The organism is Oricola indica, from assembly GCF_965227485.1.
In the GTDB taxonomy this organism is placed as follows: domain Bacteria; phylum Pseudomonadota; class Alphaproteobacteria; order Rhizobiales; family Rhizobiaceae; genus Oricola; species Oricola indica.
In genome coordinates this window covers 4,729,324-4,755,293 of sequence record NZ_OZ245747.1, presented here as the reverse complement: position 1 = coordinate 4,755,293, position 25,970 = coordinate 4,729,324, and the positions used below count along the sequence as shown (strand labels likewise).

Genomic DNA, 25,970 nt, shown 5'->3' with positions numbered 1-25,970 from the left:
AAACATGGATGACCGACTGACGCGATGCGCCGCAATCGCCTTGCCGGATTGACTTTTCGGTACGGCTGGCCAACTTCGCGGGGCAAACGGGAGGCGCGCCATGGTTGAGACCGGAAAGACAATCGCATTTTTCGGCGTCGGACAAATGGGTGCGCCGATGATCGCGCGGCTCGCGGCAGCCGGTCACCAAGTGCGCGCCTGGAACCGGACGCCCGACAAGGCGAGAGCAGTCGCGGGCGAAAATGTCCAAGCGGTCGAGGATCCGAGAGCGGCTGTCGATGGCGCCGACATCGCGATCTCCATCCTGTCTGACGGCGGCGCGGTTCTGTCGCTCGTCAAGGACAACGATCTTGCAGGCACAATGAGCGAGGGTGGGGCCTTCATCGACATGAGTTCGACCCGGCCCGAGGAAGCGCGCGAGTTGGCCGAGATACTCGCCGGCGGCGGTGTCGGTTTCTGCGATGCTCCGGTTTCGGGCGGGCCGCCCGGCGCCGAGGCCGGCACGCTGGCGATCATGGCCGGCTGCGACGAGGCATTGTTCGAGCGGATCGCTCCGGTGCTGTCGGCGATGGGACGCCCGACACGGCTCGGACCGGTCGGAACCGGCCAGCTTGCCAAGCTCGCCAACCAGCTGATCGTCGGTGCGGCCATCGGAGCGGTCGCCGAGGCGGTGTTGCTGGTCAGGGAAGGCGGTGGCGACGTCGAAGCGTTTCGTGACGCTTTGACCGGCGGCTATGCGGATTCGAAGGTCCTGCAGATGCATGGCGGGCGCATGGCGGCCGGCGACTTCGCCCCGCGCGGACGCGCCGCGCTGCATCGCAAGGACTTTAGAAATATCCTGGACGAAGCGGAAAAGCTCGGCCTGTCGCTGCCGATGGGCGACATGCTGTTCGCCCGTTTTGCGCGGCTATGCGACGAACTCGGCGGCGCCGATCTCGATCATTGCGCGCTGTTCCTCGAACTGCTCGACACGAATAAAAAGCCTTAGGCCATTCCGAGTGACGCCATCGCAAACCAGGCGATGACGACATAGGTGATCTGGTGAGCGAGCTGGTCGAGCCCGTGCAATTGCCAGTAGCGGCGCGGATTACTCTCCACATCGGCGCGCGCCGAAATCCGGTCCTTGCCGTAGTCGATGGCGAAATGGACCACGAACTCCGCCGCCATGATGATGGCGGTGATGCCGATGCCGACGCCGCATGCCAGGAGAACGATCCCGCTGCCCACACCATGGACGGCGGCATGTGCGTATCCTCCCGGCGCGTCGAGCCGGCCCTTTGCCTTCAGCATCCATTGCGGCTGCATCACGAAGTCCGCGAGGTAATGCTTTAACAGCAAGGCTGAAAACATCAGAAATGTAAGCGGCATGCGGTCTGGAAATCCCTTCGCGCGGCAACCTCTTCAAAACCCCGCGTTCCAATCCATTCTTAATCGGATTTGCAGTCTGTGCGCAAATGCACAGACGGGACCGAAAACGCCGGCGGGCGCGTCAGGTTGTCGCCATCACCGGCGCCGGTCCGGTGGACGCTCCGATGACGAACTCGGCCTCGAGAAGAAGGTTCCGATGGCCGGCATTCCCGTCGATCAGGTCGATGAGCATGTCGGCGCAATGCTTGCCGGCGAGCCGGATGCTCGATTGCATCACGGTCATCGAGGGATATTCGCCAGCGGCCGGCAGGAAGGAAAGGCAGTCGTCATAACCGATCAGGGAAATGTCGCGCCCCAGTTCCATCCCGCTTTCATGCACCGCCCTGCTCGCGCCCATCGCCGTCAGCATGCTGGAGCAAAGCACGGCGGTCGGCGGGTCGCGATGCGCGAGAAACGCCTTCATCGCGCCGTGGCCGTTCGGTTCGATCATTTCCGAGGACACCATGATTTCCGGATCGGGCTCGATGCCGTTCTGGCGCAGTGCCGTCTCGAGGCCCTCGCGGCGCTTCAGGGCGAAGGTCATGTATTCCCAGCCATTGATCAGGCCGATGCGCCGGTGGCCCGCTTCGAGCAGGTATGTCGCGGCCTTGTGATAGGCCCGCCTGTTGTTGACGTCGACCCAGGAAAAACTGTCTTCCGGGTCGCTGGTGCGGCCATGCACCACGAATGGGAGCTTGAGCTTGCGCAGGATCGTCAGCCGGTCGTCCTTGACGCGCGGGCCGTGCACGATCACGCCGTCTACCCGCCGGTTGCGCGAAAGGCTCTCATAGACGGATTTCTCGGTGTCGGCGTTCACCACCGAGATCAGCATGTCGTAGCCGCGACGGTTGTAGATCTCGCCCGCGCCGGCGATGAAGTCCGAGAAGTGCGGATTGATCATGTCGTGGTCCGACAAGGGCACCACGTGGCCGATCGTGTAGGATTTTCCCGTCGCCAGCCGCCGCGCGTTGGAATTGGGCTGGTAATTCATCTTGCGCGCGAAGGCTTCGACGCGCCGCCGCGTCTCCTCGCTGACCTCCGGATAGCCGTTCAGTGCACGGCTGACGGTGGTCTGGGACAGGCCGAGCTGTTCCGATAATTCTTTCAAATTCATTGGATGCCTCCTCCCAAAAGGCATTCAAAGGGCTTTGAATAGTGCACAATTCAGTTTGCGATGGCCAGTTTTTTCCACATGGCCCGGATTCGTGTCAGGTGACGAGATTTTTGTTCGGCGACGCTGCGTCATTGACGGTCGACAAGGCGCCGTCGCGAATATTTCTCTTGACTCTGAGCGGCTCAGCGCCAAATCTCAGCGAAGCCAAAGCGCTTTGATTGGCTTTGAGCGAGTGAATGCTCTATGAGTCTTCTGGCTCTTTTCAAAACGATCCTGGGAGGATTTTTCATGAAAAAGACACTGATGGCGGGTGTTGCCGCCTTCGTTCTGTCGGCGGTTTCCGCGCAGGCGCAAGATCTGAAGTTCCCAATCGGCGAAGGGGATTTCAACTGGGCCAGCTATGAGGAATTCGCTGCCGCCAACGACCTGGACGGCGAGCAGGTAACGTTCTTCGGACCGTGGCTTGCGGGCGAGGCGACCTCGATCGAGAATCTGATCGCCTATTTCAACGAAGCGACCGGCGCCGATGTTCGCTACACGGGCTCTGACAGCCTCGAGCAGCAGATCATGATCGATGCCGAAGCCGGTTCTGCGCCGAACATCACCGCCTTCCCGCAGCCTGGCCTTGCTGCCGGCCTCGCAGGCCGTGGCTTCCTGTCTCCGCTGGGCGAAGACATGGCGAACTGGGTCACCGAAAACTATGCGGCCGGCCAGTCCTGGGTGGATCTTGGCACCTATGCCGACGAGAACGGCGACGACAAGTTCTATGGCTTCTTCTTCAACGTCAACGTGAAGTCGCTCGTCTGGTACGTCCCCGAGAACTTCGAGGATGCCGGCTACGAAGTGCCGGAGACCATGGAAGATCTCAAGGCGCTGACCGAACAGATCGTGGCCGACGGCGAAACCCCGTGGTGCATCGGTCTTGGTTCCGGTGCGGCGACCGGTTGGCCGGCGACCGACTGGGTCGAGGACCTGATGCTGCGTACGCAGACTCCGGATATCTACGACCAGTGGGTTACCAACGAAATCCCGTTCACCGACGAGCGCGTTGTCGCTGCGATCGAGGAGTTCGGCTGGTTCGCGCGCAATGACGATTTCGTCGCGGGCGGCACCGACACCGTCGCCTCGACCGACTTCCGCGATTCGCCGAAGGGCCTGTTCGATTCGCCGCCGCAGTGCTACCTGCACCGCCAGGCTTCGTTCATTCCGGCCTACTTCCCGGAAGGCACGGTCGTGGGCGAGGACGCCGACTTCTTCTACTTCCCCTCCTATGCGGAAAAAGATCTCGGCAATCCGGTTCTCGGTGCCGGTACGCTTCTGGCCGTCACCAGCGACAGCCCGGGAACGCGCGCGTTCCTGGAATTCCTGAAAACGCCGATCGCGCATGAGATCATGATGGCTCAGGCCGGCTTCCTCACGCCGCACAAGGGCGTCAATCTGGATGTCTATATCGACGAGACCCAGAAAGGCCTCGGCGGCATCCTGCTCGGCGCGGACACGTTCCGCTTCGACGGGTCCGACCTGATGCCCGCGGCTGTTGGCCAGGGATCCTTCTGGACCGGCATGGTCGACTATGTCGGCGGTGACTCCGCCGAGGACGTCGCGTCGGAAATCCAGGCTTCCTGGGACGCCGCGAAGTAACGTGTAAAAACGGTCGTCCGGGGCTATTCTGCCCCGGGCGGCGATCTTAGGCCGCGCGGTTTGGGGAGGAAACCATGCATCCAGCCCTGCAGGGATTGATCACGATCGTCGTCGGTGTCGGCGGATGTATCGGATATTTCTATCTGTCCAATGTCTTTGTCGACAAGGTTCTCTTCCCCGCCTCGGGGCCGCAGGCCGGTCGCAACATCAATCGGGCCAACATGGTCCGGCCCTGGCTGTTTCTTTTTCCCGCGATCTTCGCGCTCGGTCTCTATCTTGCCTATCCCGTTCTGGAAACGTTGCGTCTGTCGCTGACCGATCGCGATGCCGGCGGCGCTTTCGTCGGGCTGGCCAATTACAAGCAGATGGCCCAGGAGCCGAAATTCTGGGAAGCGATGCGCAACAACATGCTCTGGCTGATCGTGGTGCCGGCAGCGGCGACCGCCTTCGGCCTGCTGTCCGCGCAACTCACCGACCGGATCAAGTGGGGCAATATCGCCAAGTCCTTGATCTTCATGCCGATGGCGATCTCGTTCGTCGGCGCCTCGGTGATCTTCAAGCTCGTCTACGACACGCGCCCCGCCGGCGAAGACCAGATCGGCGTCCTCAACGCATTGTGGATGTCCTTTGATGGCGGCGTCTTCTCGACGCTGTTCCTGCGCCTGCTTCCGGCGGCCATTCTTCTCGGCTTCGCGGCCTTTGTGCTCTACGGGGTCTATCTCATTGTGCGCCCGCTGGTTTCGAGCGAGGCCTCGCGCGGCGGCGGATCCTGGTGGGCCGCGCCGCTGCGTGTCGCGGTTGGGCTCGGTGGCGCGTGGCTCGTTTTCCTGTCGCTGCGCTCGGTGTTTCATCTCTTCACCGCAACGCTTCCCTATGGCGATCCGCAGACCTGGCTGACGATTCCGTACTGGAACAATTTCTTCCTGATGGTGGTGCTGATCTGGATCCAGACCGGTTTCGCGATGGTCATCCTGTCCGCCGCTTTGCGCGGCATTCCCGAGGAGACGATCGAGGCCGCGGTGATCGACGGCGCCAATCCGTTCGACATCTTCTTCAAGATCAAGGTGCCCCAGATCATGGGTACGATCGTGGTTGTCTGGACGACGATCACCCTGGTCGTCCTCAAGATCTTCGACATCGTCTTCGCGATGACCAACGGTCAATGGGAGACCCAGGTTCTCGCCAACTACATGTACGACAAGCTGTTCCGCGCCAATGACTGGGGCGTCGGTTCGGCCAGTGCCATCGTCATCATGCTGCTCGTTACGCCGATCCTCGTCTGGAACGTCTACAACGCGCGCAAGGAAATGCGCTGAGGAGGCCGGAACCATGTCATCGATCGCAGGTACCAAATCCGGACTGACCTGGGCGGTTCACATCTCCGTCCTGGCGCTCGTCCTCTTGTGGCTTTTCCCGACCGTCGGGCTCTTCGTGTCGTCCTTCCGCACCACCGACCAGATCTCGTCGAGCGGCTGGTGGAAGGCGATGTTCCCGCAGGAGCAGAACCTCGTTCTGCGCACGGCGGCGCCGGACACGCAGAAGCAGGATGGCGACCTTTTCGTCGTCGATGGGAATATCTTCGCCGACAATAACGAGAGCCTCGAATCCGAGATTTCCGTTTGGGGCGTTTCCTCGCGGGCCATTGCCGACTATGTGCCGGGCGAGACCGCCGACATGGGCGATGACGGCCGCCTGACCGTTCAGGCCAATGGCGATTATCGGCTCGAAAACGATGTCGAACTGTCCGGAAGCCGCGGCGAACGTGTTTTCGTGACGGCGGTCTCTCCGCCCAAATTCACGCTCGACAACTACGAAACAGTCCTGTTCAGCGGCACGGCGCGCGACAACATGGCCAAGGCGTTCTTCAACACGCTGACAGTGACGATCCCGGCCACGGTGATTCCGATCGTGATCGCGGCTTTCGCCGCCTATGCGCTTGCCTGGATGCGGTTCCCGGGCCGCGCGATCCTGATCGCGGCCGTCGTCGCACTGCTCGTCGTTCCGCTGCAACTCGCGCTCATTCCATTGTTGCGGCTGCATCTGGGGATCGGCATCGGCAAGGGGTATCTCGGCGTCTGGCTCGCCCATACCGGGTTCGGCCTGCCGCTCGCGGTCTACCTGCTGCGTAATTACATGGTCGGCCTGCCGCGCGACATCATCGAGAACGCCAAGGTCGATGGCGCGACGGACTTCCAGATCTTCACTCGCATCGTCCTTCCGCTGTCCTTCCCGGCGCTGGCATCCTTCGCGATCTTCCAGTTCCTGTGGACCTGGAACGACCTGCTGGTGGCCAAGGTCTTCCTGATCGACGCGACCGGCGAGACGACCGTGATGACCAACCAGATCGTCGAGTTGCTGGGCACACGCGGCGGCAACTGGGAAATCCTGGCGACGGCGGCCTTCGTGTCGATCGCGGTGCCTCTGGTCGTCTTTTTTGCAATGCAACGCTATCTGGTGCGCGGCTTGCTGGCCGGCTCCGTCAAGTAAGGGTCTTTTCGTCCATGAGTGTGTTTGCTTCCGCGGCGCAGCTAACCGAACAGCACCTCCAGCCCGATCCGGACTGGTGGCGGGGCGCGGTGATCTATCAAATCTATCCGCGCTCCTACCAGGACTCCAACGGTGATGGCATCGGCGATCTGGCGGGTATCCGGCAGCGCCTGCACTACATCGCCAATCTCGGCGCGGATGCGATCTGGATTTCGCCTTTCTTCCCGTCGCCGATGAAGGATTTCGGCTACGACGTGACCGACTATCGCGGTGTCGATCCGATGTTCGGCAGCCTGGAGGACTTCCGCGTTCTCGTCGATGACGCCCATCACCTCGGTTTGAAGGTGATGATCGACCTCGTCATGTCGCATACGTCCGACCAGCATCCCTGGTTCGCCGAAAGCCGCTCCAACCGCGACAATCACAAGGCCGACTGGTATGTCTGGGCCGACGCGAAGCCGGACGGATCGCCGCCCAACAACTGGTTGTCGATCTTCGGCGGCTCGGCCTGGGAATGGGATTCGAACCGCCTCCAGTATTACATGCACAATTTCCTGACGAGCCAGCCGGACCTGAACTTCCACAATCCGGATGTCCAGAACGAGCTGCTCGACATGGTGCATTTCTGGCTGGAACTCGGCGTCGATGGCTTTCGTCTCGACACGATCAATTTCTACTTCCATTCGCAGTCGCTGAAGGACAATCCGCCGCTGCCGCCCGACCAGCGCAACGCCAAGACGGCGCCTGCGGTCAATCCCTACAATTATCAGGATCATCTCTTCGACAAGAGCCAGCCGGAGAATGTCGATTTCCTGAAACGGTTCCGGGCCGTGCTCGACGAGTTCCCGGCCGCGGCCGCGGTCGGCGAGGTCGGCGACAGCCAGCGGGACATGGAGATTCTCGCCGAATACACGGCGGGCAATGACCGCATCCACATGTGCTACGCCTTCGATTTTCTCGCCCCCGATCCGCTGACGGCGGAAAAGGTGCGCGAGGTTGTCGAAAAATTCGAGAGGGGCGCGCCGGACGGCTGGTCCTGCTGGGCGTTCTCCAACCATGACGTGGTGCGGCACGCCTCGCGCTGGGGGGCTTTTGAGCGCGATCCGGAGCGTTATCTCCGTGTCGTCGCCGGCATTCTGTTCACCTTGCGCGGGTCGGTCAGCATCTACCAGGGCGAGGAGCTCGGTCTGCCCGAGGCCGACATTTCCTATGAGGATTTGCAGGATCCGTACGGCATTCGCTTCTGGCCGAAATTCAAGGGTCGCGACGGTGCGCGCACGCCGATGGTCTGGTCGTCGAACCTGCCGAATGGCGGTTTCACCACAGGCAAGCCGTGGCTGCCCGTGCCGGACATCCACCGTGCGATGGCCGTCGATACGCAGCAGGGCCGCTCCGGCAGCATCTACGCGTTCTATCGCGACTTCCTCGAGTTTCGCCGCAGCAATCAGGCGCTCGTCAAGGGAACACTTACATTCATAGATACGCCGGACGATGTCGTTGCCTATATCCGCGACGACGGCGAAACGAAGATACTGTGCGCGTTCAACCTCAACCATGGGCCGGCGGAGTTCGAGACGGGGCTCGGGCTCGTGCGTCTCAATTCGCCCCTGGATGGCGAGGTCGGGGACGATGGCGTGGTTAGATTGAAAGCACTTGGCGGATTTGTCGGTCGCGTGAAATCATGACGCGCGGCAGGTGAGGGAGGAAAGACCATGGCAGAACTGAAGCTGACGAATCTCGACAAGGCCTATGGCCAGGTGAAGGTGCTGCACGGCATCAACCTTCATATCGAGAAGGGCGAGTTCATCGTCTTCGTCGGACCGTCCGGGTGCGGCAAGTCCACGCTCCTGCGCTGCATCGCGGGGCTGGAACAGATCACAGGCGGCACGCTGGAAATCGACGGCATGGTGGTCAATGACGTGCCGCCGTCGCAGCGCGGCATCGCCATGGTGTTCCAGACATACGCGCTCTATCCGCACATGACCGTCTACGACAACATGGCCTTTGGCCTGCGGCTCGCCAAGTTCTCCAAGGACGAGATCGACCGCCGCGTCCAGAACGCCGCCAATATCCTGCAGCTGACGCCCTATCTCGACCGCCTGCCCAAGGCGCTCTCCGGCGGCCAGCGTCAGCGAGTCGCCATCGGGCGCTCGATCTGCCGCGATCCGAAGGTCTTCCTGTTCGACGAGCCGCTCTCGAACCTCGACGCCGCCCTGCGCGTCGCGACGCGCATCGAGATTGCCAAGCTCAACGAGTCGATGCCCGACACGACCATGATCTACGTCACCCACGACCAGGTCGAGGCGATGACCCTGGCGGACCGTATCGTCGTGCTGCGCGGCGGTTACATCGAGCAGGTCGGTGCGCCGATGGAGCTTTACCACCGCCCCGCCAATCTCTTCGTCGCCCAGTTCATCGGCTCGCCGGCCATGAACATCCTCTCCGCCACCGTGTCGTCGGTTTCCGACAGCGCGATCGAGGTGGATGTGGCCCATGCCGGGAAGGCGTCCCTTCCATTCGGGGCCGATGCGGGCCTGACCGGAAAGTCGGTCAGCCTCGGCGTACGGCCCGAGGACCTGTATATCACGCCGGAAGGCGAGGCCGCGCTCATCACCGGCGAGATCGATATCGTCGAGGCGCTCGGCGAGGTCACGCTGCTCTATGTCCGCATGTCCGGGCATGAGGAGGCGATCATCGCCAAACTGTCCGGCGACGTTCAGGTCGAACGCGGCGATACGATCAGCCTGTCGGCCGGTTCGAACGTTCTGCACCTCTTCGACGCCGACGGCGCCTCGATCCTGAGGGCGCAGCAGAAAGCGGCCTGAATACAGAGAGCCATCCTCCCGAAGGTCTCCTCCGTGCGCCAGGAGGAGGCCTTTTTCATGATGCAGGGGATGAGCAGCGCCGCGTCTAGAGGCCCTGCTCGATGGCCTGGAGAATCCGGAAACGCAATTTGCCGGGCCCGCTGTTGAGCGAGATCACGAACCGCACATCGCCGTGACTTGACGTTTTGGCGAAACCGGCCAGCGTCCGGACGCCTGAAAACGTGCCGGTCTTGTAGCGGGAGCCCGCCTTGGTGCTGCGCATCAGCCGGGCATGGGGCGCGAAGAGATCGAGCAGCTTCGCGAGACCGCGCGCGGTGAAATGATTGCCGCGACTGATGCCCGAACCTTCCTCCAGATGGATCGAATTGGCGAGGCCGTGCCGCGCGAGAATCTGGTTGGCGACACGTAGCGATTTGTCGAGGCTGACCGGCCCGCCGAGGAGGTCGGCGCCAATTTCCAGGAAGATCTGGTTGGCGATATAGTTGTTCGAGCCGATCAGCATCAGTTTCAGGATTTCCGACAGCGGCCGCGACTGGCGGTGAACATGGATCGGCTCCAGGCCTGCCGGCACCGTGCCGATCGATATGTCGCCATCGACGGCGCCGCCGGCATTCTCGATGAAGGCGGCCAGCAATTCGCCCGCATATCGGACGCTGATCTCCGGGTTTTCCTGGGCGAGGCTGATGCGGCCGCGGCCGTTTGGCGCGCGCGCCAGAAACTGGCTGATCGCCAGCGGGGTGATCGGCGTCTGTTCCTCCGCGGACCGCACAGTCTTGCCGTCGCGTATGGCGTTGATCGTGTTGAAGTTGACCGCGAGCGCGGAATTCAGGGCGTCATAGGATTCGCCGGTGTTCTCGATCCCCGGAATGACGAGATCGGCCGGGTAATAGCTCCCATCGAGAACCATGGCGCTGAACGGTTCGGGGCCGGTCGCGGCGAGAAGCGCCGGCGCGATGAGCGCCAGTTCCTCGGACACGAGGAAGGGGTCGCCGCCGCCGCGCACGTAAAGCACCCGGTCGTCGTCCATGTAGAACCGGGTTTCGAAGCGATAGTCCGCGCCCAACACTTCCAGCGCCAGCCATGCGGTGACAACCTTTGTGACCGAGGCGGGAACGAAGGGCTCGTCGGCATTTTGCGCGACCAATTCGTTGCCGTCCTTGTCGAGAACGAGCACCAGCCCGGACGACGCCTGTTTCGCGATCGTGTCCTTCACATCGGCCCGGACCGGGAAGGCCGCGAGCAGCACGGCGCAGACAAAGGCGATCAGGCGATGGCACATGGCGGCTCCGTCACGGATAGGGCGCGTTGAAAACGACCCTAGCGTCACGCGTGGATCAGGCAAAGCCCTTCTGGCCACTGGTTAGAAGTCCTGGCCCGAAGCACCTCACGAGATTTCCAGCCGGCTGATCAGGTCGCCTTCCAGATCGAATACATTGTCCAGGTCGACCGGGCTTCCCTTGAAGTTGCCGGAGACGCGGGTCGCCACTGTTACGCGGTTCCCGTCAAGGCGGACCGAGAGGATCTTGTGGCTGAAACTGATCTTTCCGACCTCCTCGCGCCATTTCCGGATTTCGTCGCGCCCGCGATGGGTGTTGCGTTCGTCGACGGCGATGCCGTCCTGCGTGAAGCACTTTGCAATGCCTTCCGGCGTGTCGGCGGAGAAATAGTCTGCGATGGGAGTGGGGAGCGTATCTGTCATCGGGGTCGTTCCGTATGATGTTGCGGTGGGCGCATATCTGCGGATAACCTGACTGTATGACAAGAACGGACAAAAAAGTCGGGTACTCACCAAAAAGTAAGTTAGAAGCCCCGGCGCATGACTACACCCGCGAAACCGCAGCATCCGGTGTGGAAAGCGCTCTCAAGATATTGGAGGGTCGCTGGAAGCTGGTGATCCTGTTTCACCTGTTTGGCGGCCGCGTCATGCGCTTCTCGGACCTCGAACGCGCCATCCCGGACGTGTCCCAGAAGATGCTGATTCAGCAGTTGCGGCAGCTCGAAGCCGACGGCATCGTACATCGCACGGTCTACCCGCAAGTGCCGCCCAAGGTCGAATACAGGCTGACGGAATGGGGCCAGGATCTATGCCCAGCCCTCGATGCCCTGCTCACGTGGGCGGCGGCGCGGCCGCATGTCTAGAAGCCGGGTCCGGTGCGCGGCGTGAGGCCTGCCACCTGCCGCATGAACTCTGTCATCTCCGCGATCATGACGGGGATCGCAGCCTGCGGTATTTCGTGGCCGACGCCCTTCAGAACGACGAGGCGCGCTCGGGGGATCGCGGTCGCCAGCGCTTCGCCGTTCGCCAATGGAAGGATCGGGTCCTGTTCGCCGTGCATGACGAGCACCGGCTGGGAGATGCGTGCTGTCGCGTCATGCCAGTCGTCGCGGACCGTCAACATGCCGTGATTGAAGGCGCTGCGCATGTCGCGCGCGCGGCCGAGTTCGGCGTCGATGCGGCGCAATTCCCGCTCCGCGTCGAACGGATTGCCGCCTGCCGAAAGGCGTGCCGCCTCCAGCATGAAATCCCTCACCGCGCCGTGGTCTGACCAGTCGAGCGTTTCCATCGCCGCGAAATGCAGCATGAATTCCGGCGCGATGCTTGGAAGGTCCGGCCCTGTCCAACCGAGTGGTTCGCTGCCGATCAGTGTCAGCGACAGGACCCGCTCCGGCTGGCGCAGGGCGACCATTTGCGCGATGTAGCCGCCGAGCGACATGCCGGCCACGTGCGCCCTATCGAGATTGTAGCCGTCCATGACCGAGAGCAGGTCGTCCGCGAGGTCCTCGGCTGCATAGGGTGCTTCTCCAGGCGGATAGGACGTGGAGCATCCGGTATCACGGTGATCGTAGCGGATGACATGGTATCCCGACTTCGCCAGCGCCTCGCAGAAATCGCGCGGCCACCACAGTTTCGAGGCGGTGGCGCCCATTGCCAGAACGAGCGCCGGGTTGCCCGCGTCGCCGAAACTCTCCGTGGAGATTTCGATATCGCTGGCCCTGACGACGCGTTCCATGGCGGCTTTCCTATCCCGGCCGTCAGTGATTGTCGCGTGGCACGCCCTGCGTTTCGGCAACCTTTTGGTATTTGACCGCCGGCTTGAGCACCATGCCTTCCGAGAGCTGGTCGACGATGCCGCGCTGGATTTCCTGCCAGGGCGTCTGGTGCGCCGGATAGGCATAGCCGCCTGCTTTCTCCAGCGCCTCGCGACGGGCCGAAAGCTCCTCGTCGGAGATCAGGATATTCGCCGTGCCCTTGCCGAGATCGATGCGGATGCGGTCGCCGTTCTCGAGAAGCGCCAGTCCGCCCATGGCGGCGGCTTCCGGAGAGGCATTGAGGATCGATGGCGATCCCGACGTGCCGGACTGGCGGCCGTCGCCGATGCAGGGCAGTGACAGAATACCCTTTTTGATCAGGTAGTTCGGCGGCTGCATGTTGACCACTTCCGCCGCACCCGGATAGCCGATCGGACCGGCGCCGCGGATCACAAGCACCGTGTATTCGTCGATGTTTTCGGCCGGATCGTCGATGCGGGCGTGATAGTCTTCCGGTCCGTCGAACACCGCGACCTTGCCCTCGAAGGCTTCCAGGTCGTCGGGATTGGAAAGGTAACGCTTACGAAACTCCTCGGAGATCACGCTGGTCTTCATGATCGCGGAATCGAACAGGTTGCCCTTCAGGTTGATGAAGCCCGCATGGGCGACCAGCGGGTCGGAGACCGGGTGGATGACATCGGTGTTGAGATTTTCGACCGTGCCGCAATTCTCGCCCATCGACTTGCCGTTTGCCGTGATCGCGTCCGGATGCGGCAGCAGGCCTTCCTTCATCAGTTCCATCACCACGGCCGGCACGCCGCCGGCATGGCAATAGTCCTCGCCGAGATATTCGCCGGCCGGCTGCAGGTTGACGAGAAGCGGGATCCGGTGGCCGAGCGCCTGCCAGTCGTCATTGTCCAGTTTCACGCCGACATGGCGGGCGATGGCGTTCAGGTGAATCGGCGCGTTGGTCGAGCCGCCGATGGCCGAGTTGACGACGATGGCGTTCTCGAAGGCCTCGCGCGTCATGATGTCGGAGGGTTTCAGATCCTCGTGCACCATCTCCACGACGCGCTTTCCCGTCTCATGGGAAATCTGGCCGCGCTCGCGATAGGGAGCGGGAATGGCCGCTGAGCCCGGCAACTGCATGCCGAGTGCCTCTGCCAGCGAATTCATCGTCGTCGCCGTGCCCATCGTGTTGCAATAACCGACCGACGGCGCCGACGAGGCCACGATGTCCATGAATTCGTCATAGTCGATCTCGCCGGCGGAAAGCCGTTCGCGCGATTTCCAGACGATCGTGCCCGAACCGGTGCGTTCGCCGCGATGCCAGCCATTGAGCATGGGCCCGACCGACAGCGCGATTGCGGGGATATTAACGGTCGCTGCGGCCATCAACAGCGCCGGCGTGGTCTTGTCGCAGCCGATGGTCAGCACGACGCCGTCCAGCGGATAGCCGTAAAGCACCTCGACCAGCGACAGATAGGCAAGATTGCGGTCCAGCGAGGCGGTCGGACGTTTGCCGGTTTCCTGGATCGGATGACAAGGAAACTCGAACGGAATGCCGCCCGCCGCGACGATGCCGTCGCGCACCCGCTTGGCCAGTTCGACATGGTGACGATTGCAGGGTGAGAGATCGGAGCCGGTCTGCGCGATGCCGATAATCGGCTTGCCCGACTGCAATTCCTCGCGCGTCAGCCCGTAATTCAGATAACGCTCCAGATAGAGCGCTGTCATGCCGGGATTGTCCGGATTGTCGAACCATTGCTGGCTGCGCAGTTTGGTCCCGCCCGTGTTCGTCTTGCCGTTGCCTGTCATCGCGTCCTCTCGCCGTGTAAGCAAGCGTTAGGGCAACGCAGGCGAGGCTGCAAGTCCGTCGCAGCCTTATCCGCCGTCGGGCGAGTATTCCAAAAGGTCGCCGGGCTGGCAGTCGAGAATGGCGCAGATCTTTTCAAGTGTCTCGAAGCGTACGCCCCGCACCTTGCCCGATTTCAGCAGAGACACGTTCTGCTCGGTGATGCCGATCGCTTCCGCGAGTTCCTTCGAGCGCATCTTGCGCTTCGCCAGCATGACGTCGAGATGTACAATGATGGCCATGGCTCAGACGAAGCTTTTGTTTTCCTGCTCGATCTCGCTGCCGAGGACGAGCGCGTGCGCCACCAGCAGGAAGACCCCGGCGAGGAAGATCGAGAAAAACTGGGTGCCCTCTATACCGATTGTCAGTTGCCGTTCGCCGGGCGGGTTGCCCATCGACAGCAGCAGGATCGTCAGCGTGCGCGACACCGTCGCATAGATCGCCAGCACGAACAGTGTAATCCCGGCCCGGCGCATCCATCTCGCTGCCTCCTGGCTCAGGATCCTGCCTTGTCCGGTCAGCGAGAACATCCGCATAAGGCATCGGATCGCGTGGATCATCAGGCCGATGGCGATCCAGCCGAGGACGAGGCTGACGATGCGTGCCGGTAGAGAGACCGTTGCGGGATCGCGCACGACGTCCGGGAAGGCGCGCGTGAGAATGCCAGCGTCCGCAATCGTCATCGCAGTCAGCACGGCGCCGCCCACGGCCAGCCCCGCGATGAGCGCGATCGAGAATCCGTAGAGAATGCGGCTGAGCCGCTTCAGTCGGTCGATTGTGTGTTGCGACATTGAGAGCCTCATCAAAAAATGTTTGTATTTATTATTGTATAACAATAAGAAATGGCTGTAAAGAGTGAAGTCACGGAGTTATCGATGTCGTCGTTTATCACCCGCGGACTGCCATGCCGCGCGGCCGCCTTTCTGCCTGTTCTTCTTGTCTCCCTTGCGCTTTCCGGCTGTGCCGCGCTCGGCACGCCGCCTGCCAGTGCGCTGAAACTTGCCCGCATGAATCCTATGGACGCCGATCCAGGCGCGATCCGCTTTGCCTTGGCGACGCCCTCTTTCCTGCGGCTTCGCGAGGGCGATGTCACCGTGACGGTCCGCTACGACACGGGTGACCCGGAGACGAGTTTCCTGGAGCAATACAAGCCGATCATCACGGACGAGACGGCGTCCGCGCCCGGCCTGCCCGCGCATGCCGGCGACGCCCGTCTTGTCGTTGTCCGGTTCGACCGGGCCGACAGCGAGGCGTTCCGCGCCATGCAGGCGCGCGTAAAGGCCTACAAGGCCGCTGGTGGGCAGGGGAAGGGATCGCTGACGGTTGGCGCGACCGGTTGCCGAACCGCGCCGGTTCCAGCCGGCCCCATCCGCATGTCGGCGTGGCTCCGGGCGGAGGCCGACGAACCCTATTTCGCGCTGATGCGCGATGTTGATATGCGCAAAAACCTTGAGAAGGCCGGTGCCGATGCCGGCCTGATACCGCCGTGCTGATGCTGCGGCGACCTTAAGCTTGGGGGCGGCGCGAACGCCGTCCCTCTGCATCCGGGTTCAGCCGTTGGACAGCGGCAGCGCGCACGCCTTGAGACAGTCGCCGACGGGCGTTCCCATGAAATGCCGCTCGCTGCCATGGATGGCGACAAACTCGAGGTCGCCCGCTGGTTCGGGGCAGGCGAGGGTTAGCTGCATCATGCCGAGCGCGACGAGACAGATCGCGAAGAAGAGGCCGGCCGTGATGACGCCGGTCTCCGACGCCGCCCGCATCCGGTTCTCGCGCCGGACATGCCAGGCCGATTTTCCTGTCGGGTAGGGAATGCGCGGATCGTTGTCATTGCGGGGTTCGAGCGTGTCGGTCATCGCGGCGTTCCTCTTTCGAATGGAATCCGCGATACAAACGTCTCACCCAGGGGAAGGTTCCCCGCAAGGCGCACGCCGCCCCCTTTCTTTCGGGATCAAACGGCCTTCAGGCCGCGCACATGCGAGACGAGCGCGGCTGTCGATGCATCGCGTTCCGCAAGGCCTTCTCCGGTTTCGACGACCGGCAGCAGCGCGGTCGCCAGTTCCTTGCCCAGTTCCACGCCCCACTGGTCGAAGGCGTTGATGCCGTAAAGCTGCGCCTCGACGAAAACCCGGTGCTCGTAGAGTGCGATGATGCGGCCGAGCGCAAAGGGGTCGAGCGTGTCGTAGGCGATCGTGATCGAGGGACGGTTGCCCGTAAAGACGCGATGCGGCGCGAGTTCCGCCGCCTTCGCCTCGTCCACGCCCTTGTCGAGAAGCTGAGCCTTGGCCTCCTCGAACGTCCGGCCCTTCATCAACGCCTCGGACTGGGCGAAACAGTTGGCGAGCAGCAGATCGTGATGCTGGCGCAGCCCCGGTTCGTGGCCATTGGCGGCGACGAGGAATTCCACGGGCACGATATCGGTTCCCTGGTGGAGAAGCTGGAAGAAGGCGTGCTGTCCGTTGGTGCCCGGTTCGCCCCAGACGACTGGCCCGGAAACGCCATCGACCGGATCGCCCGACAGGGTGACGCCCTTGCCGTTCGATTCCATATCGAGTTGCTGCAGATAGGCGGGCAGGCGCGCCAGCCGCTGGTCATAGGGAATGACCGCGCGGGACGGGTAGCCGGAAATAGCCCTGTGCCAGTAACCGACGAGGCCGAGCATCATCGGCAGGTTTTCGCGCATCGGGGCGGATCGGAAATGATTGTCGATCGCATGCGCGCCGTCGAGAAGCCGGCCAAAATTCTCCGGACCGACCGCCAGCATGATCGGCAGGCCGATGGCGCTCCACAGCGAATAGCGCCCGCCGACCCAGTCCCAGAAACCGAAGGTTCGCTCGGCGGAGATGCCGAAGGCGTCCACCTTGTCGAGCGCCGTGGAAACGGCGCAGAAATGCGCGCCGACGGCCTCTTCGCCGCAGGCATTGACCAGCCATGCGCGAGCCGTCGCGGCGTTTGTCATGGTTTCGATGGTGGTGAAGGTCTTCGACGCGACGACGAACAGCGTGCGCACCGGATCGAGCCCGGCCAGCGTGTCGGCCATATGCGCGCCATCGACATTGGAGACGAAGTGGCAGCGCGGCCCGTCATGGTACGGGGAGAGCGCCAGCACGGTCATGGCCGGCCCGAGGTCCGAGCCGCCGATACCGATATTCACGATGTCGGTGAACGGGGCGCCGGAGGCTCCCTTGATCGTGCCGGCGCGCACGCCATGGCAGAAATCGGCCATCGCCGCGAGCACCGCATTGACGTCGGGCATCACGTCCTCGCCGTCGACCGTCACCGGCGTGTTGGAGCGGTTGCGCAGGGCCGTATGCAGCACGGCGCGGTCTTCGGTTGTGTTGATCTTCTCGCCGGCGAACATCGCGTCGCGCCGGCCTTCGACGTCGCAGGCCTGCGCGAGGTCTTCGAGCAGCGAGAGCGTCGTCTCGTCGACGCGGCATTTCGACCAGTCGAGCAGCATGTCGTCCAGGCGGGCGCTGTGGCGCGCAAACCGGTTGCCGTCACCCGCGAAGGCCGCGCGCATGTCGGTCGGCGCGCCGCTCTCGAAATGGCGCTTCAGGGCGTCTATGGCGGCTGACTTTGTCGGCATGGCGTTTCTCCGGTTTGGACCGCCGCATGGCGGCCACAGGCTTTAAAGAACTTGGCCGTCGCGAATGCAAGATGCGGGGGCGCGATGCCTGGGGTCGGGCCGTGCTTCGGCGTGCCTGCCGCCCGAGGTCCCGGGATCCGCATTCGGTCACGTTCACAATCGGGTGATGAGCTCGGGTCAGATGACCATCGCGATTGAACCGGCCCGCGCCGACGCTACGTCTAACCCATTGTAACCGATCAACCGGAGGATATCGCCAATGAAACCGACACTGACCCGACGCCGCTTCGTAGCGACCGCTGCGGCCACCGCCGGCGCGGTAACCTTCCTGCCCTATGCGGCCCGCGCCCAGATGGGCGAAGGCGACATGTTCGCGACCGGTGGCGGCGACATAGTCGTGCATCCCGTGTCGCATGCATCCTTCGTGATGAACACGCCGGCAGGCGTCATCTATTCCGATCCGGTCGGGGAAGCCTCCGCCTATGCCGATTTCGACGCCCCCGACCTGATCCTCGTGACGCATGAGCATGGCGATCACTACAATGCGGACACGCTGGCCGCGCTTGTCGGCGACAGCACGATGCTGATCACCAATCCCGCAGTGTACGAGATGCTGCCGGAAGAGCTGAAGGCGAAGGCCACCGCGATCGGCAACGGCGAATCGAGCGCGTTCAACGGCGTCGCCATCGACGCGATCCCCGCCTACAACACCACCGAAGGCCGGACGAACTTCCACCCGCAAGGCCGCGACAACGGCTACGTCCTGAGTTTCGACGGCTTCCGCGTCTACATTTCCGGCGACACCGAGGACATTCCGGAAATGCGCGCGCTGGAAAACATAGACCTCGCCTTCCTCTGCATGAACCTGCCCTTCACGATGGATGTCGAGCAGGCCGCCTCGGCCGTGACGGAGTTCATGCCGAAATACGTCTATCCCTACCATTATCGCGGCCGCGACGGCGGCACGCAGGATCCGTCCGAATTCGCCGCGCTGGTCGGCGAAGCTGTCGCGGTGAAGATGGGCGACTGGTACGCCTGAACCGGAAAAATAATTGTCTTGCGAAAAGCCCCGGATTTCCGGGGCTTTTCTTGTTTGCGAGGTGATGACTTCCGTTTTGTCTTTTTTTCGCCCCCGTTTTTTCATCCAATATGCATCTCGGTCCTGTAGGGGAGAGGGGCAGGTCGCAGGGGCCGGGGCAAAGGAGGATGACATGGAAAATACCGACCGGATGCATCCGCAAACCGGTGGCTTCGACGCCCGCGAGGGTATCAAGGCGCTGGAAAATCTTCGCCGCACGGCCTGGAAGGCACTTCTGGACCTCGGCCTGACGGACGACGAGATCGTCGCCTATTTCGAAACCGATCCCGACATGGGCACGCCGACCGACATGCCGGACGGCCGCGCCCTACAGTAGGATAACCGCTTTCTATCCGTGAACTCCGCCGGGCGTGGCAGTCTTGAACGGCCGCGCCCGACGATCTAGATACTGCGCAGCTTCAATCGAACAGGATGTGTGCCGACATGGATTTCAACCCGAACGCAATGCCGCCTTGCCTTGCCCACCGGGAAATCCAGCTTCATGTCCGCCACGATCACACTTTCCAGCATTTCATGGTCCGCGCCTGACGGGACGTCCGTCCTTTCGGGCCTCGATCTTTCTTTCGGTCCGGTCCGCACCGGCCTTGTCGGCCGCAACGGAACGGGCAAGTCGACCCTTCTGAACATCGTCGCCGGTAATCTGCCGCCGAGCGCGGGATCGGTTGCGGTCGGCGGATCGGTCGCCTTGTTGCGCCAGGCGGTGACCGCGCCCGCCGGCGAGACGGTTGCAGGCCTATTCGGCGTGCGCGATGCGCTTGCGCTCCTGCAGCGCGCCGAACGCGGCGAGGCGACCGCCGATGATCTGGCCGATGCCGACTGGACGCTCGAAGCCCGCATTGAAGCCGCGCTTGTCCGCCTGGGCCTCGATGTTGCCCCCGATACGCCGCTTGCCACGCTGTCGGGTGGCCAACAGACCCGCGCCCGTCTGGCGGCGCTTGTCTTCGCCGAACCGGACTTCCTGCTGCTCGACGAGCCAACCAACAATCTCGACCGCGAGGGCAGGGAGGCGGTTGGTTCGCTTCTGGCCACGTGGCGCGCGGGCGCGATCGTGGTCAGCCATGACCGCGAATTGCTGGAAACCATGGACGCGATCGTCGAACTCACCTCTTTGGGCGCCACCGCCTATGGCGGCAACTGGAGCCATTATGCGGAGCGCAAGGCGCTCGAACTGGCCGCCGCGCATCACGAACTCGATGTCGCGGAAAAGCAGGAGGCCGATGTCGCGCGCCGGAGCCGCCAGGCCGCCGAGCGCCAGGCGCGACGCGATTCCGCCGGCCGGCGCAAGAAGGCGGAAGGTGGCGTGCCGCGCATCCTGCTCGGCAAGATGAAGGACACCAGCGAAGCGACCGGAGGCGCCAAGGCGCGGCTTGCCGAACGGCGTCAGGGCGAGGCGGCGGAACAGGCCGCCGCAGCGCGCGAGCGCGTGGAGGTACTCGATCCGCTGACCGTTTCCCTTCCCCCGACCGGCCTGCCCGCGGGCCGCACGGTGCTGGCGATGGAGGGTGTGACGGGCGGATACGATCCGGCGTCGCCCGTAATCCGCGACCTTGATTTCGTTCTCACCGGGCCCGAGCGTGTCGCCGTGACCGGGCCGAACGGCTCCGGCAAGACGACCCTGCTTGCGCTGGCAACGGGAAGGCTCGCGCCGTTCGCCGGCATAGTGCGCGTTGCAGGCGATATCGCCTTTCTTGACCAGCAGATCACGATTCTCGACCCGTCACTCTCGATCCTCGAGAATTTCCGGCGCCTTCACCCGGATGCGACCGACAATGCCTGCCGCGCCGCGCTGGCGCGTTTCATGTTCCGTGCCGATGCGGCGCTCAGGCCGGTCGCCTCGCTAAGCGGCGGACAGATGCTGCGCGCCGGGCTCGCCTGCGTCTTCGGCGGCCCGAAGCCGCCGGACCTTCTGGTCCTCGACGAACCGACAAACCATCTCGACATCGCGTCGATCGAAACCGTCGAGGCCGGCCTGCGCGCTTATGACGGCGCGCTGCTCGTCGTCAGCCATGACGAGATGTTTCTGGAGAATATCGGCGTGACCCGCCGGGTCGAACTGCCGGCGGGATAGGGTCAGCGCAATTCGCGGCGGAGGATCTTGCCGACATTGGTCTTCGGCAATTCGTCGCGGAACTCGATGAATTTCGGCCGCTTGTAGCCGGTCAGGTTGGCCTCGCAATGCTTCTTGACGACAGCCTCGGTGACGCTGTCGTCCTTGCGCACGACGAAAAGCTTGACCACCTCGCCGGACTTCTCGTCCGGAACGCCGATGGCAGCCGCCTCGAGGATGCCCGGATGCGAAGCGGCGACTTCCTCGACCTCGTTGGGATAGACGTTGAAGCCCGAGACCAGGATCATGTCCTTCTTGCGGTCGACGATCTTGGTGCGGCCGGTCTCGTCCATGAACCCCATGTCGCCCGAGCGGAAATAGCCGTCGGCGGTCATGACATTTTCGGTCTCGTCGGGCCGGTTCCAGTAGCCTGCCATGACCTGCGGCCCGCGAATGCAGATCTCGCCAACCTCGCCGAGCGGGACATCATGACCTTCCTCGTCGCGGATGGCGATGTCGGTGGAGGGCAGCGGCAGGCCGATCGTGCCCGTGAACTCCGGCGCGTCGAAGGGATTGGCGGTTGCGACCGGCGATGTCTCTGACAGGCCGTAACCCTCGTAGATGACCGTGCCCGTCACCTCGCGCCAGCGTTCGGCAACCGGCTTCTGCACGGCCATGCCGCCGCCCATGACGAGTCGGACCGACGAGAAATCGAGCTTGCGGAAATCCTCGTTGTTGAGCAACGCGTTGAACAGCGTGTTGAGGCCCGCGAAGAAGTTCCACTCGTATTTTCCGAGTTCCTTGACGAAGCCTGGAATGTCGCGCGGGTTGGGGATCAGCACGTTGTGTCCGCCCTGGTCCATGCCGCAGATCGCATTCACCGTCAGTGCGAAGATATGATAGAGCGGCAAGGCGCACATATAGGTGACGGTTTCCGGCTTGCCGCGCGCCGCATAGGCGACCTCGACCCAGTGGTCGTTTTGGCGGACATTGGCCAGCACATTGCCATGAGTGAGCGTCGCGCCCTTGGAAACTCCTGTCGTCCCGCCGGTATATTGCAGGAACGCCACGTCATCGCGATCAATCTCGACGGGCTGCAGCGTCTTGCCGCGACCGGCGGCAAGGATCGCCTTGAACCCCGCGTGGCCGGGGATCGACCATGCCGGCACCATTTTCTTGACCTTGCGGACCACGAAATTGACGATGTGGCCCTTCAGGCTCATCAGGTCGCCCATGGAAGTGACGACGACGTGCTTCACGTCGGTCCTCGCGATGACCTGCTGCAGCGTGTGGGCGAAATTCTCAAGGATGACGATGGCCTTGGCGCCCGAATCCTTGAGCTGGTGTTCCAGTTCTCGCGGCGTGTAGAGCGGATTGACGTTGACGACCGTCATGCCTGCGCGCAGCACACCGTAAAGCGCAACCGGATATTGCAGGATGTTCGGCATCATCAGCGCGACCCGGTCGCCCTTTTCGAGCCCGAGCGATTGCAGATAGGCCCCGAATGCCTGCGATGCGGCGTCCAGTTCCGCATAGGTCATGGACTTGTCCATGCAGGTGAAGGCGCGCTTGTCGGCATATTTCCGGGTGCAGATCGCGGCCATTTCGGCCAGCGACTCGTAGCCCAGTTCGCCCATGTCGGCGGGAACGCCTTCGGGATAGCTCTTCAGCCAGGGTTTCTGTGCATAGGCGGATGCGACCTGCGATGCGTCAGCCATTTCTTTCCTCCCGTGCGTGCCGATGTCGCTGCGGCGGTTCCTCCCGAAACGCGACTGTCGCCCGCATATGTGACCATATCACGGTGACATATTTCGCGTGAGCGGGCGATGCAAGTATTTTTACGTAAACGTAAACGTCATTTCGCGTCGATTATCAGTGTTGTCGAGGCTATTCCGTCGGGTCTTGGCCCAGTCGCATGACGTCGTTCAGTGCATCGTCCAGTCTGTCCGACGGCGCCGCATGCCGCTCGGATGCTTCGAGTGCGGCCCAGAACAGCCGGTTTCGCCATGCCGGATCGCCACCGTGGCGCAGGAAGGCGGCGGCCGCATTCGCGGACGTGGTGACGCCGGCATCGCTGTTCGCCCACATCGCGTGCAGGATGCACCGGCCAGCCGCCTCTGTCGGCGCGATCTCCCTCCTGTCGAGCGCGTCGCTCAGGCGCAGGAGGAAATTGTGCCGCCAGACCAGGTCGTTCCACCATGTTGCGGCGCCGGTCGGCACGACCGGTACGGCATCGCGGGAACCGAGCAGCGCGATCAAGCGGTCCGCATCCGCCAGGGTCGGCCGGTCCGGAGCAGGCGCGTCTGGCGCACCGAACGGACCGCTCGACCAGAAGCCGGCAGCAACGGCGAACCGGTCCTCGCGCGAAACGGCGTAATAGGGCGCACGGTCCACGAGACCGTAGAGCGCGAACCGTATCTCGGGCGCATTCCAGGGAATGCCGTAGCTTTCGAAATCCACACCGAAGCGCGCCCCGGCGCTACGCGCCGCCTCTTCCAGCGCGGCACAGGAGAGGGGCAGGTCGCGATCGGCGATCGCCACAAGTCCTGCTTTCGCCGCTGCCGTGACCGGCCTCTCGTCGTTCTTTTCGAGGGCGTCGACAATCAGGCCTCCGATCGCTTCATCCGCGAGACGATGGAACTGATGGGGCCTTTTCGAAATGGATCGCATCAGCAGGGTCGACCAGAAGGTGTGATGCCGCCGTGTTTCGAGTGCTGCGAGCATGTCGGGAAACAGCTCCCGCCATGCATCGCAATCGTCGAAAGTCGCGATAGCCGCGTCGATATCGCCGGATTGCCAGTCGCCGGTCGCCACGACATCGAACCGTTCGAGCGCGGCCCTCATGGCTCGCTCATCCTGCTCTGCGAGGTTGTTTTCCACCGCCTGGTCGATCGGCGCGATACGCGCGGCGAGATCGTCCCGCCCGGCCGCCGTCATGCGTTCGGTGAGGGTCTGCGTCAGGTCGGTCCAGCAATCGGCCGCGCGGTCGGGTGCATCGGCGATCAGCCTTTCCATGCGCGACAGATAGGCTTCGACGACCGAAACAGGGGCGTGGTAGGCGATCTGATCGAGCGTTTCGCCCACGGCATGCGGATGCAGGTCGATGTCGGGATGGAACAGCATCTCCACCATGGCCTGCAGCGCCGGGATGCGGGGTGTCATCGTGCCCCGGTCGCAAATCCACCAGAAGAACTCCGGATCGCGGTTCGCGTCGATCAGCCGGGCGATGTCGTCCGGATCGGCTCCGCTTTCCGGCATGCGCGCAATCCGCATCGCGATGTCGGAATATTTACCTTCGCCGGATGATGCCATGAGCGCCCAAGCCCCGGATGCGCAGCCCGATCAGAAACCGCCATGCTCCTCGATCCACGCCTTCTCGGCGGGGGAGGTCGGCCGGCCGAGAACCGCGTTCCTGTGCGGGAACTGGCCGAAGGCGAGGATCGGATCGCGGTGCAGCCGTGCATATTTCAGGCTGTTTTCCTTGCCGAGCGCCTCGAACAGCGCGACCGACTTGTTCTGGTCGGCCAGCGTCTCCGAATGCATGAACGGCATGTAGAGGAACTGCTTCTCGCTGTCGTTCATATCCGTGTCGAAGCCGGCCTCCAGCGCGGCATTGGAGAGCGCACGCGCCTTGGCGTCGCCCGCAAAGCTTTTCGGCGATCCGCGGAACATGTTGCGGGCGAACTGGTCGAGCACGATGATCGCCGCAAGCGCGCTGTCGCGCGATGCGGTCAGCACGGCGTTGTCGGTGCCGGCAATGGTTTCGTGCAGCGCGCCGAAGCGCTCGACGATTGTCGCGTCGACATCGTCGTCCTTTCTGTACCACTGCTCCGGCGTCAGTTCCGAGAACCAGAAGCCGAGCACGTCCTTGTCCCAATCCTGTTTCAGCATGGTCATTTCTCCTGTTCGGTCCAGGCGCGGATCAGATGCGTGGCGATCGCGCCGGGGGGCGGGACTCTCAGGTCCTGCGGGTGGGTGTTTTCGAGCATGCTGCGCACATCCGCGCGGGTGAACCAGCGGCAGTCTTCCAGTTCGTCGTCGATCCTGATCTCTTCCGTTTCGGCGACGGCGTGGCACCCGATCATCAGCGTGTGCGGGAAGGGCCAGGGCTGGCTTGCGTAATAGGCGACCTTGCCCACACGGATGCCGCTTTCTTCCTCCGTCTCGCGACGTACCGCGTTTTCGATCGTTTCGCCCGGCTCCACGAAACCGGCGAGGCAGGAATACATGCCTTCGCCGAAATGCGGACTGCGCCCGAGAAGGCATTTCTCATTGTCGGGCGTGACGGCGAGCATGATAACCACCGGGTCGGTGCGCGGGAAATGCATCGCCTCGCAGTTCGGACAGATGCGCTTGTAGCCGCCATCGGTGATCTCGCTTGCATGTCCGCAGCGAGAGCAGAAGCGATGCGTGCGGTTCCACGAAACCAGCGCGGCGGCCTGCGCGATGGCGCCAAGCCGGTGCGGCGGCACGAGGCCTTGCGTGTAGACCGAGCGCAGGTCGATCGCCTTGAGGTAATTCGGGAGATCATCCGTCTCGACACCGGAATGGGCGGCGAGGACTGGCGTTTCGTCTTCCTCGAAACCGAGCAGGATCGCTTCCTCGAAATCCACCTTCAAATCGATAACCTCGCTCGGCGCGAAGAGCGGATCGAAAATCTCCTCGTCGTGCTTGAGAAGCACGCGCCCCTCGGCAAGCAGGTAGAGATGCGCGCGACCGTCCCTGAGCGCGTCGCGCGCGCTGTCGGCGTTGCGCTTTTCCGAGCGGCGTTCCAGCCGGTTGCCGGCAAAACCCGTTTCGCTCGACGCATCGGGATGGGGCGCATCGGCCAGTCGAATCGTCATCATTATCCTCGCTTGGGCGCTCCGGTTCGCAA

The 25,970-nt window shown here is 63.1% G+C and carries 25 protein-coding genes; 11 read left to right on the top strand and 14 right to left on the bottom strand.

Annotated features, from left to right (window positions below):
- The first annotated feature begins 100 nt into the window (after positions 1 to 100).
- A complete protein-coding gene (locus tag ACQK2M_RS23560) occupies positions 101 to 988 on the top strand; it encodes an NAD(P)-dependent oxidoreductase (protein ID WP_425419822.1) in 888 nt (295 codons plus the stop codon).
- Here ACQK2M_RS23560 and ACQK2M_RS23555 read toward each other — a convergent pair.
- Positions 985 to 1,368, bottom strand: coding sequence for a DUF3307 domain-containing protein (locus ACQK2M_RS23555; protein WP_425419821.1), 384 nt, complete (start codon positions 1,366 to 1,368; stop codon positions 985 to 987). The genes ACQK2M_RS23560 and ACQK2M_RS23555 overlap by 4 nt on opposite strands.
- Before the next feature lie 121 nt (positions 1,369 to 1,489).
- Positions 1,490 to 2,521, bottom strand: coding sequence for a LacI family DNA-binding transcriptional regulator (locus ACQK2M_RS23550; RefSeq protein WP_223476687.1), 1,032 nt, complete (start codon positions 2,519 to 2,521; stop codon positions 1,490 to 1,492).
- A gap of 288 nt (positions 2,522 to 2,809) precedes the next feature.
- On the opposite strand from ACQK2M_RS23550, the gene ACQK2M_RS23545 reads away from it, so the two are divergent.
- The 5 genes from ACQK2M_RS23545 to ACQK2M_RS23525 all read left to right on the top strand — a co-directional run bounded on the left by ACQK2M_RS23545 (position 2,810) and on the right by ACQK2M_RS23525 (position 9,474).
- Positions 2,810 to 4,162, top strand: a complete 1,353-nt coding sequence (locus ACQK2M_RS23545; protein WP_425419820.1) for an ABC transporter substrate-binding protein — start codon at positions 2,810 to 2,812, stop codon at positions 4,160 to 4,162.
- A gap of 74 nt (positions 4,163 to 4,236) precedes the next feature.
- The gene (locus ACQK2M_RS23540) at positions 4,237 to 5,478 is read left to right on the top strand and encodes a carbohydrate ABC transporter permease (protein WP_425419819.1); all 1,242 of its coding nucleotides are present in this window, start codon (positions 4,237 to 4,239) and stop codon (positions 5,476 to 5,478) included.
- A gap of 13 nt (positions 5,479 to 5,491) precedes the next feature.
- The gene (locus ACQK2M_RS23535; RefSeq protein ID WP_425419818.1) at positions 5,492 to 6,649 is read left to right on the top strand and encodes a carbohydrate ABC transporter permease; all 1,158 of its coding nucleotides are present in this window, start codon (positions 5,492 to 5,494) and stop codon (positions 6,647 to 6,649) included.
- A 14-nt stretch (positions 6,650 to 6,663) separates the two neighbouring features.
- A complete protein-coding gene (locus ACQK2M_RS23530) occupies positions 6,664 to 8,334 on the top strand; it encodes an alpha-glucosidase (RefSeq protein WP_223476683.1) in 1,671 nt (556 codons plus the stop codon).
- Between the two features lie 27 nt (positions 8,335 to 8,361).
- Positions 8,362 to 9,474, top strand: coding sequence for an ABC transporter ATP-binding protein (locus ACQK2M_RS23525; protein ID WP_425419817.1), 1,113 nt, complete (start codon positions 8,362 to 8,364; stop codon positions 9,472 to 9,474).
- An 85-nt stretch (positions 9,475 to 9,559) separates the two neighbouring features.
- On the opposite strand, the gene ACQK2M_RS23520 is transcribed toward ACQK2M_RS23525, so the two are convergent.
- Both ACQK2M_RS23520 and ACQK2M_RS23515 read right to left on the bottom strand, forming a co-directional pair.
- Positions 9,560 to 10,753, bottom strand: a complete 1,194-nt coding sequence (locus tag ACQK2M_RS23520) for a D-alanyl-D-alanine carboxypeptidase/D-alanyl-D-alanine-endopeptidase (protein ID WP_425419816.1) — start codon at positions 10,751 to 10,753, stop codon at positions 9,560 to 9,562.
- A 105-nt stretch (positions 10,754 to 10,858) separates the two neighbouring features.
- Complete coding sequence (locus ACQK2M_RS23515; RefSeq protein WP_425419815.1) at positions 10,859 to 11,173, bottom strand: nuclear transport factor 2 family protein; 315 nt, start codon at positions 11,171 to 11,173, stop codon at positions 10,859 to 10,861.
- Positions 11,174 to 11,229: 56 nt separating this feature from the next.
- Here ACQK2M_RS23515 and ACQK2M_RS23510 point away from each other — a divergent pair, with 56 nt between their 5' ends.
- Entirely contained in the window at positions 11,230 to 11,613 is a 384-nt protein-coding gene (locus ACQK2M_RS23510) for a winged helix-turn-helix transcriptional regulator (RefSeq protein WP_425419814.1), read from the top strand.
- Here ACQK2M_RS23510 and ACQK2M_RS23505 read toward each other — a convergent pair.
- The 4 genes from ACQK2M_RS23505 to ACQK2M_RS23490 all read right to left on the bottom strand — a co-directional run bounded on the left by ACQK2M_RS23505 (position 11,610) and on the right by ACQK2M_RS23490 (position 15,150).
- Positions 11,610 to 12,485, bottom strand: coding sequence for an alpha/beta fold hydrolase (locus ACQK2M_RS23505; RefSeq protein ID WP_425419813.1), 876 nt, complete (start codon positions 12,483 to 12,485; stop codon positions 11,610 to 11,612). The genes ACQK2M_RS23510 and ACQK2M_RS23505 overlap by 4 nt on opposite strands.
- A 22-nt stretch (positions 12,486 to 12,507) precedes the next feature.
- Positions 12,508 to 14,322 carry an IlvD/Edd family dehydratase gene (locus ACQK2M_RS23500; RefSeq protein WP_425419812.1) on the bottom strand — a complete coding sequence of 605 codons (1,815 nt, stop codon included), beginning with the start codon at positions 14,320 to 14,322 and terminating at the stop codon, positions 12,508 to 12,510.
- 66 nt (positions 14,323 to 14,388) lie between these two features.
- Positions 14,389 to 14,601 carry a helix-turn-helix domain-containing protein gene (locus ACQK2M_RS23495; protein ID WP_223476676.1) on the bottom strand — a complete coding sequence of 71 codons (213 nt, stop codon included), beginning with the start codon at positions 14,599 to 14,601 and terminating at the stop codon, positions 14,389 to 14,391.
- Between the two features lie 3 nt (positions 14,602 to 14,604).
- A complete protein-coding gene (locus ACQK2M_RS23490; RefSeq protein ID WP_425419811.1) occupies positions 14,605 to 15,150 on the bottom strand; it encodes a DUF2975 domain-containing protein in 546 nt (181 codons plus the stop codon).
- 84 nt (positions 15,151 to 15,234) lie between these two features.
- Between ACQK2M_RS23490 and ACQK2M_RS23485 the strand changes: the two genes are divergently transcribed.
- Complete coding sequence (locus ACQK2M_RS23485) at positions 15,235 to 15,852, top strand: hypothetical protein (protein WP_425419810.1); 618 nt, start codon at positions 15,235 to 15,237, stop codon at positions 15,850 to 15,852.
- A gap of 57 nt (positions 15,853 to 15,909) precedes the next feature.
- Here ACQK2M_RS23485 and ACQK2M_RS23480 read toward each other — a convergent pair whose 3' ends face one another.
- Together ACQK2M_RS23480 and pgi are read right to left on the bottom strand one after the other, a co-directional pair.
- Positions 15,910 to 16,215: a hypothetical protein gene (locus ACQK2M_RS23480; RefSeq protein WP_425419809.1), complete on the bottom strand. Its 306-nt coding sequence runs from the start codon at positions 16,213 to 16,215 to the stop codon at positions 15,910 to 15,912.
- Between the two features lie 95 nt (positions 16,216 to 16,310).
- Positions 16,311 to 17,948: a glucose-6-phosphate isomerase gene (gene pgi / locus ACQK2M_RS23475; protein WP_425419808.1), complete on the bottom strand. Its 1,638-nt coding sequence runs from the start codon at positions 17,946 to 17,948 to the stop codon at positions 16,311 to 16,313.
- A 259-nt stretch (positions 17,949 to 18,207) separates the two neighbouring features.
- On the opposite strand from pgi, the gene ACQK2M_RS23470 reads away from it, so the two are divergent.
- From ACQK2M_RS23470 to ACQK2M_RS23460, 3 genes are all read left to right on the top strand, one after another.
- On the top strand, positions 18,208 to 18,987 hold the full coding sequence (locus tag ACQK2M_RS23470; protein ID WP_425419807.1) for an MBL fold metallo-hydrolase: 780 nt from the start codon (positions 18,208 to 18,210) through the stop codon (positions 18,985 to 18,987).
- Between the two features lie 172 nt (positions 18,988 to 19,159).
- Positions 19,160 to 19,363: a hypothetical protein gene (locus tag ACQK2M_RS23465; protein ID WP_425419806.1), complete on the top strand. Its 204-nt coding sequence runs from the start codon at positions 19,160 to 19,162 to the stop codon at positions 19,361 to 19,363.
- Positions 19,364 to 19,528: 165 nt separating this feature from the next.
- Positions 19,529 to 21,115 carry an ABC-F family ATP-binding cassette domain-containing protein gene (locus ACQK2M_RS23460; RefSeq protein ID WP_425419805.1) on the top strand — a complete coding sequence of 529 codons (1,587 nt, stop codon included), beginning with the start codon at positions 19,529 to 19,531 and terminating at the stop codon, positions 21,113 to 21,115.
- Positions 21,116 to 21,117: 2 nt separating this feature from the next.
- On the opposite strand, the gene ACQK2M_RS23455 is transcribed toward ACQK2M_RS23460, so the two are convergent.
- From ACQK2M_RS23455 to nudC, 4 genes are all read right to left on the bottom strand, one after another.
- The gene (locus tag ACQK2M_RS23455) at positions 21,118 to 22,812 is read right to left on the bottom strand and encodes a long-chain-fatty-acid--CoA ligase (RefSeq protein ID WP_425419804.1); all 1,695 of its coding nucleotides are present in this window, start codon (positions 22,810 to 22,812) and stop codon (positions 21,118 to 21,120) included.
- A gap of 169 nt (positions 22,813 to 22,981) precedes the next feature.
- On the bottom strand, positions 22,982 to 24,406 hold the full coding sequence (locus ACQK2M_RS23450; RefSeq protein ID WP_425419803.1) for a hypothetical protein: 1,425 nt from the start codon (positions 24,404 to 24,406) through the stop codon (positions 22,982 to 22,984).
- A gap of 30 nt (positions 24,407 to 24,436) precedes the next feature.
- The gene (locus ACQK2M_RS23445) at positions 24,437 to 24,985 is read right to left on the bottom strand and encodes a DUF924 family protein (protein WP_425419802.1); all 549 of its coding nucleotides are present in this window, start codon (positions 24,983 to 24,985) and stop codon (positions 24,437 to 24,439) included.
- 2 nt (positions 24,986 to 24,987) lie between these two features.
- Entirely contained in the window at positions 24,988 to 25,938 is a 951-nt protein-coding gene (gene nudC, locus ACQK2M_RS23440) for an NAD(+) diphosphatase (RefSeq protein WP_425419801.1), read from the bottom strand.
- Positions 25,939 to 25,970 lie beyond the last annotated feature (32 nt).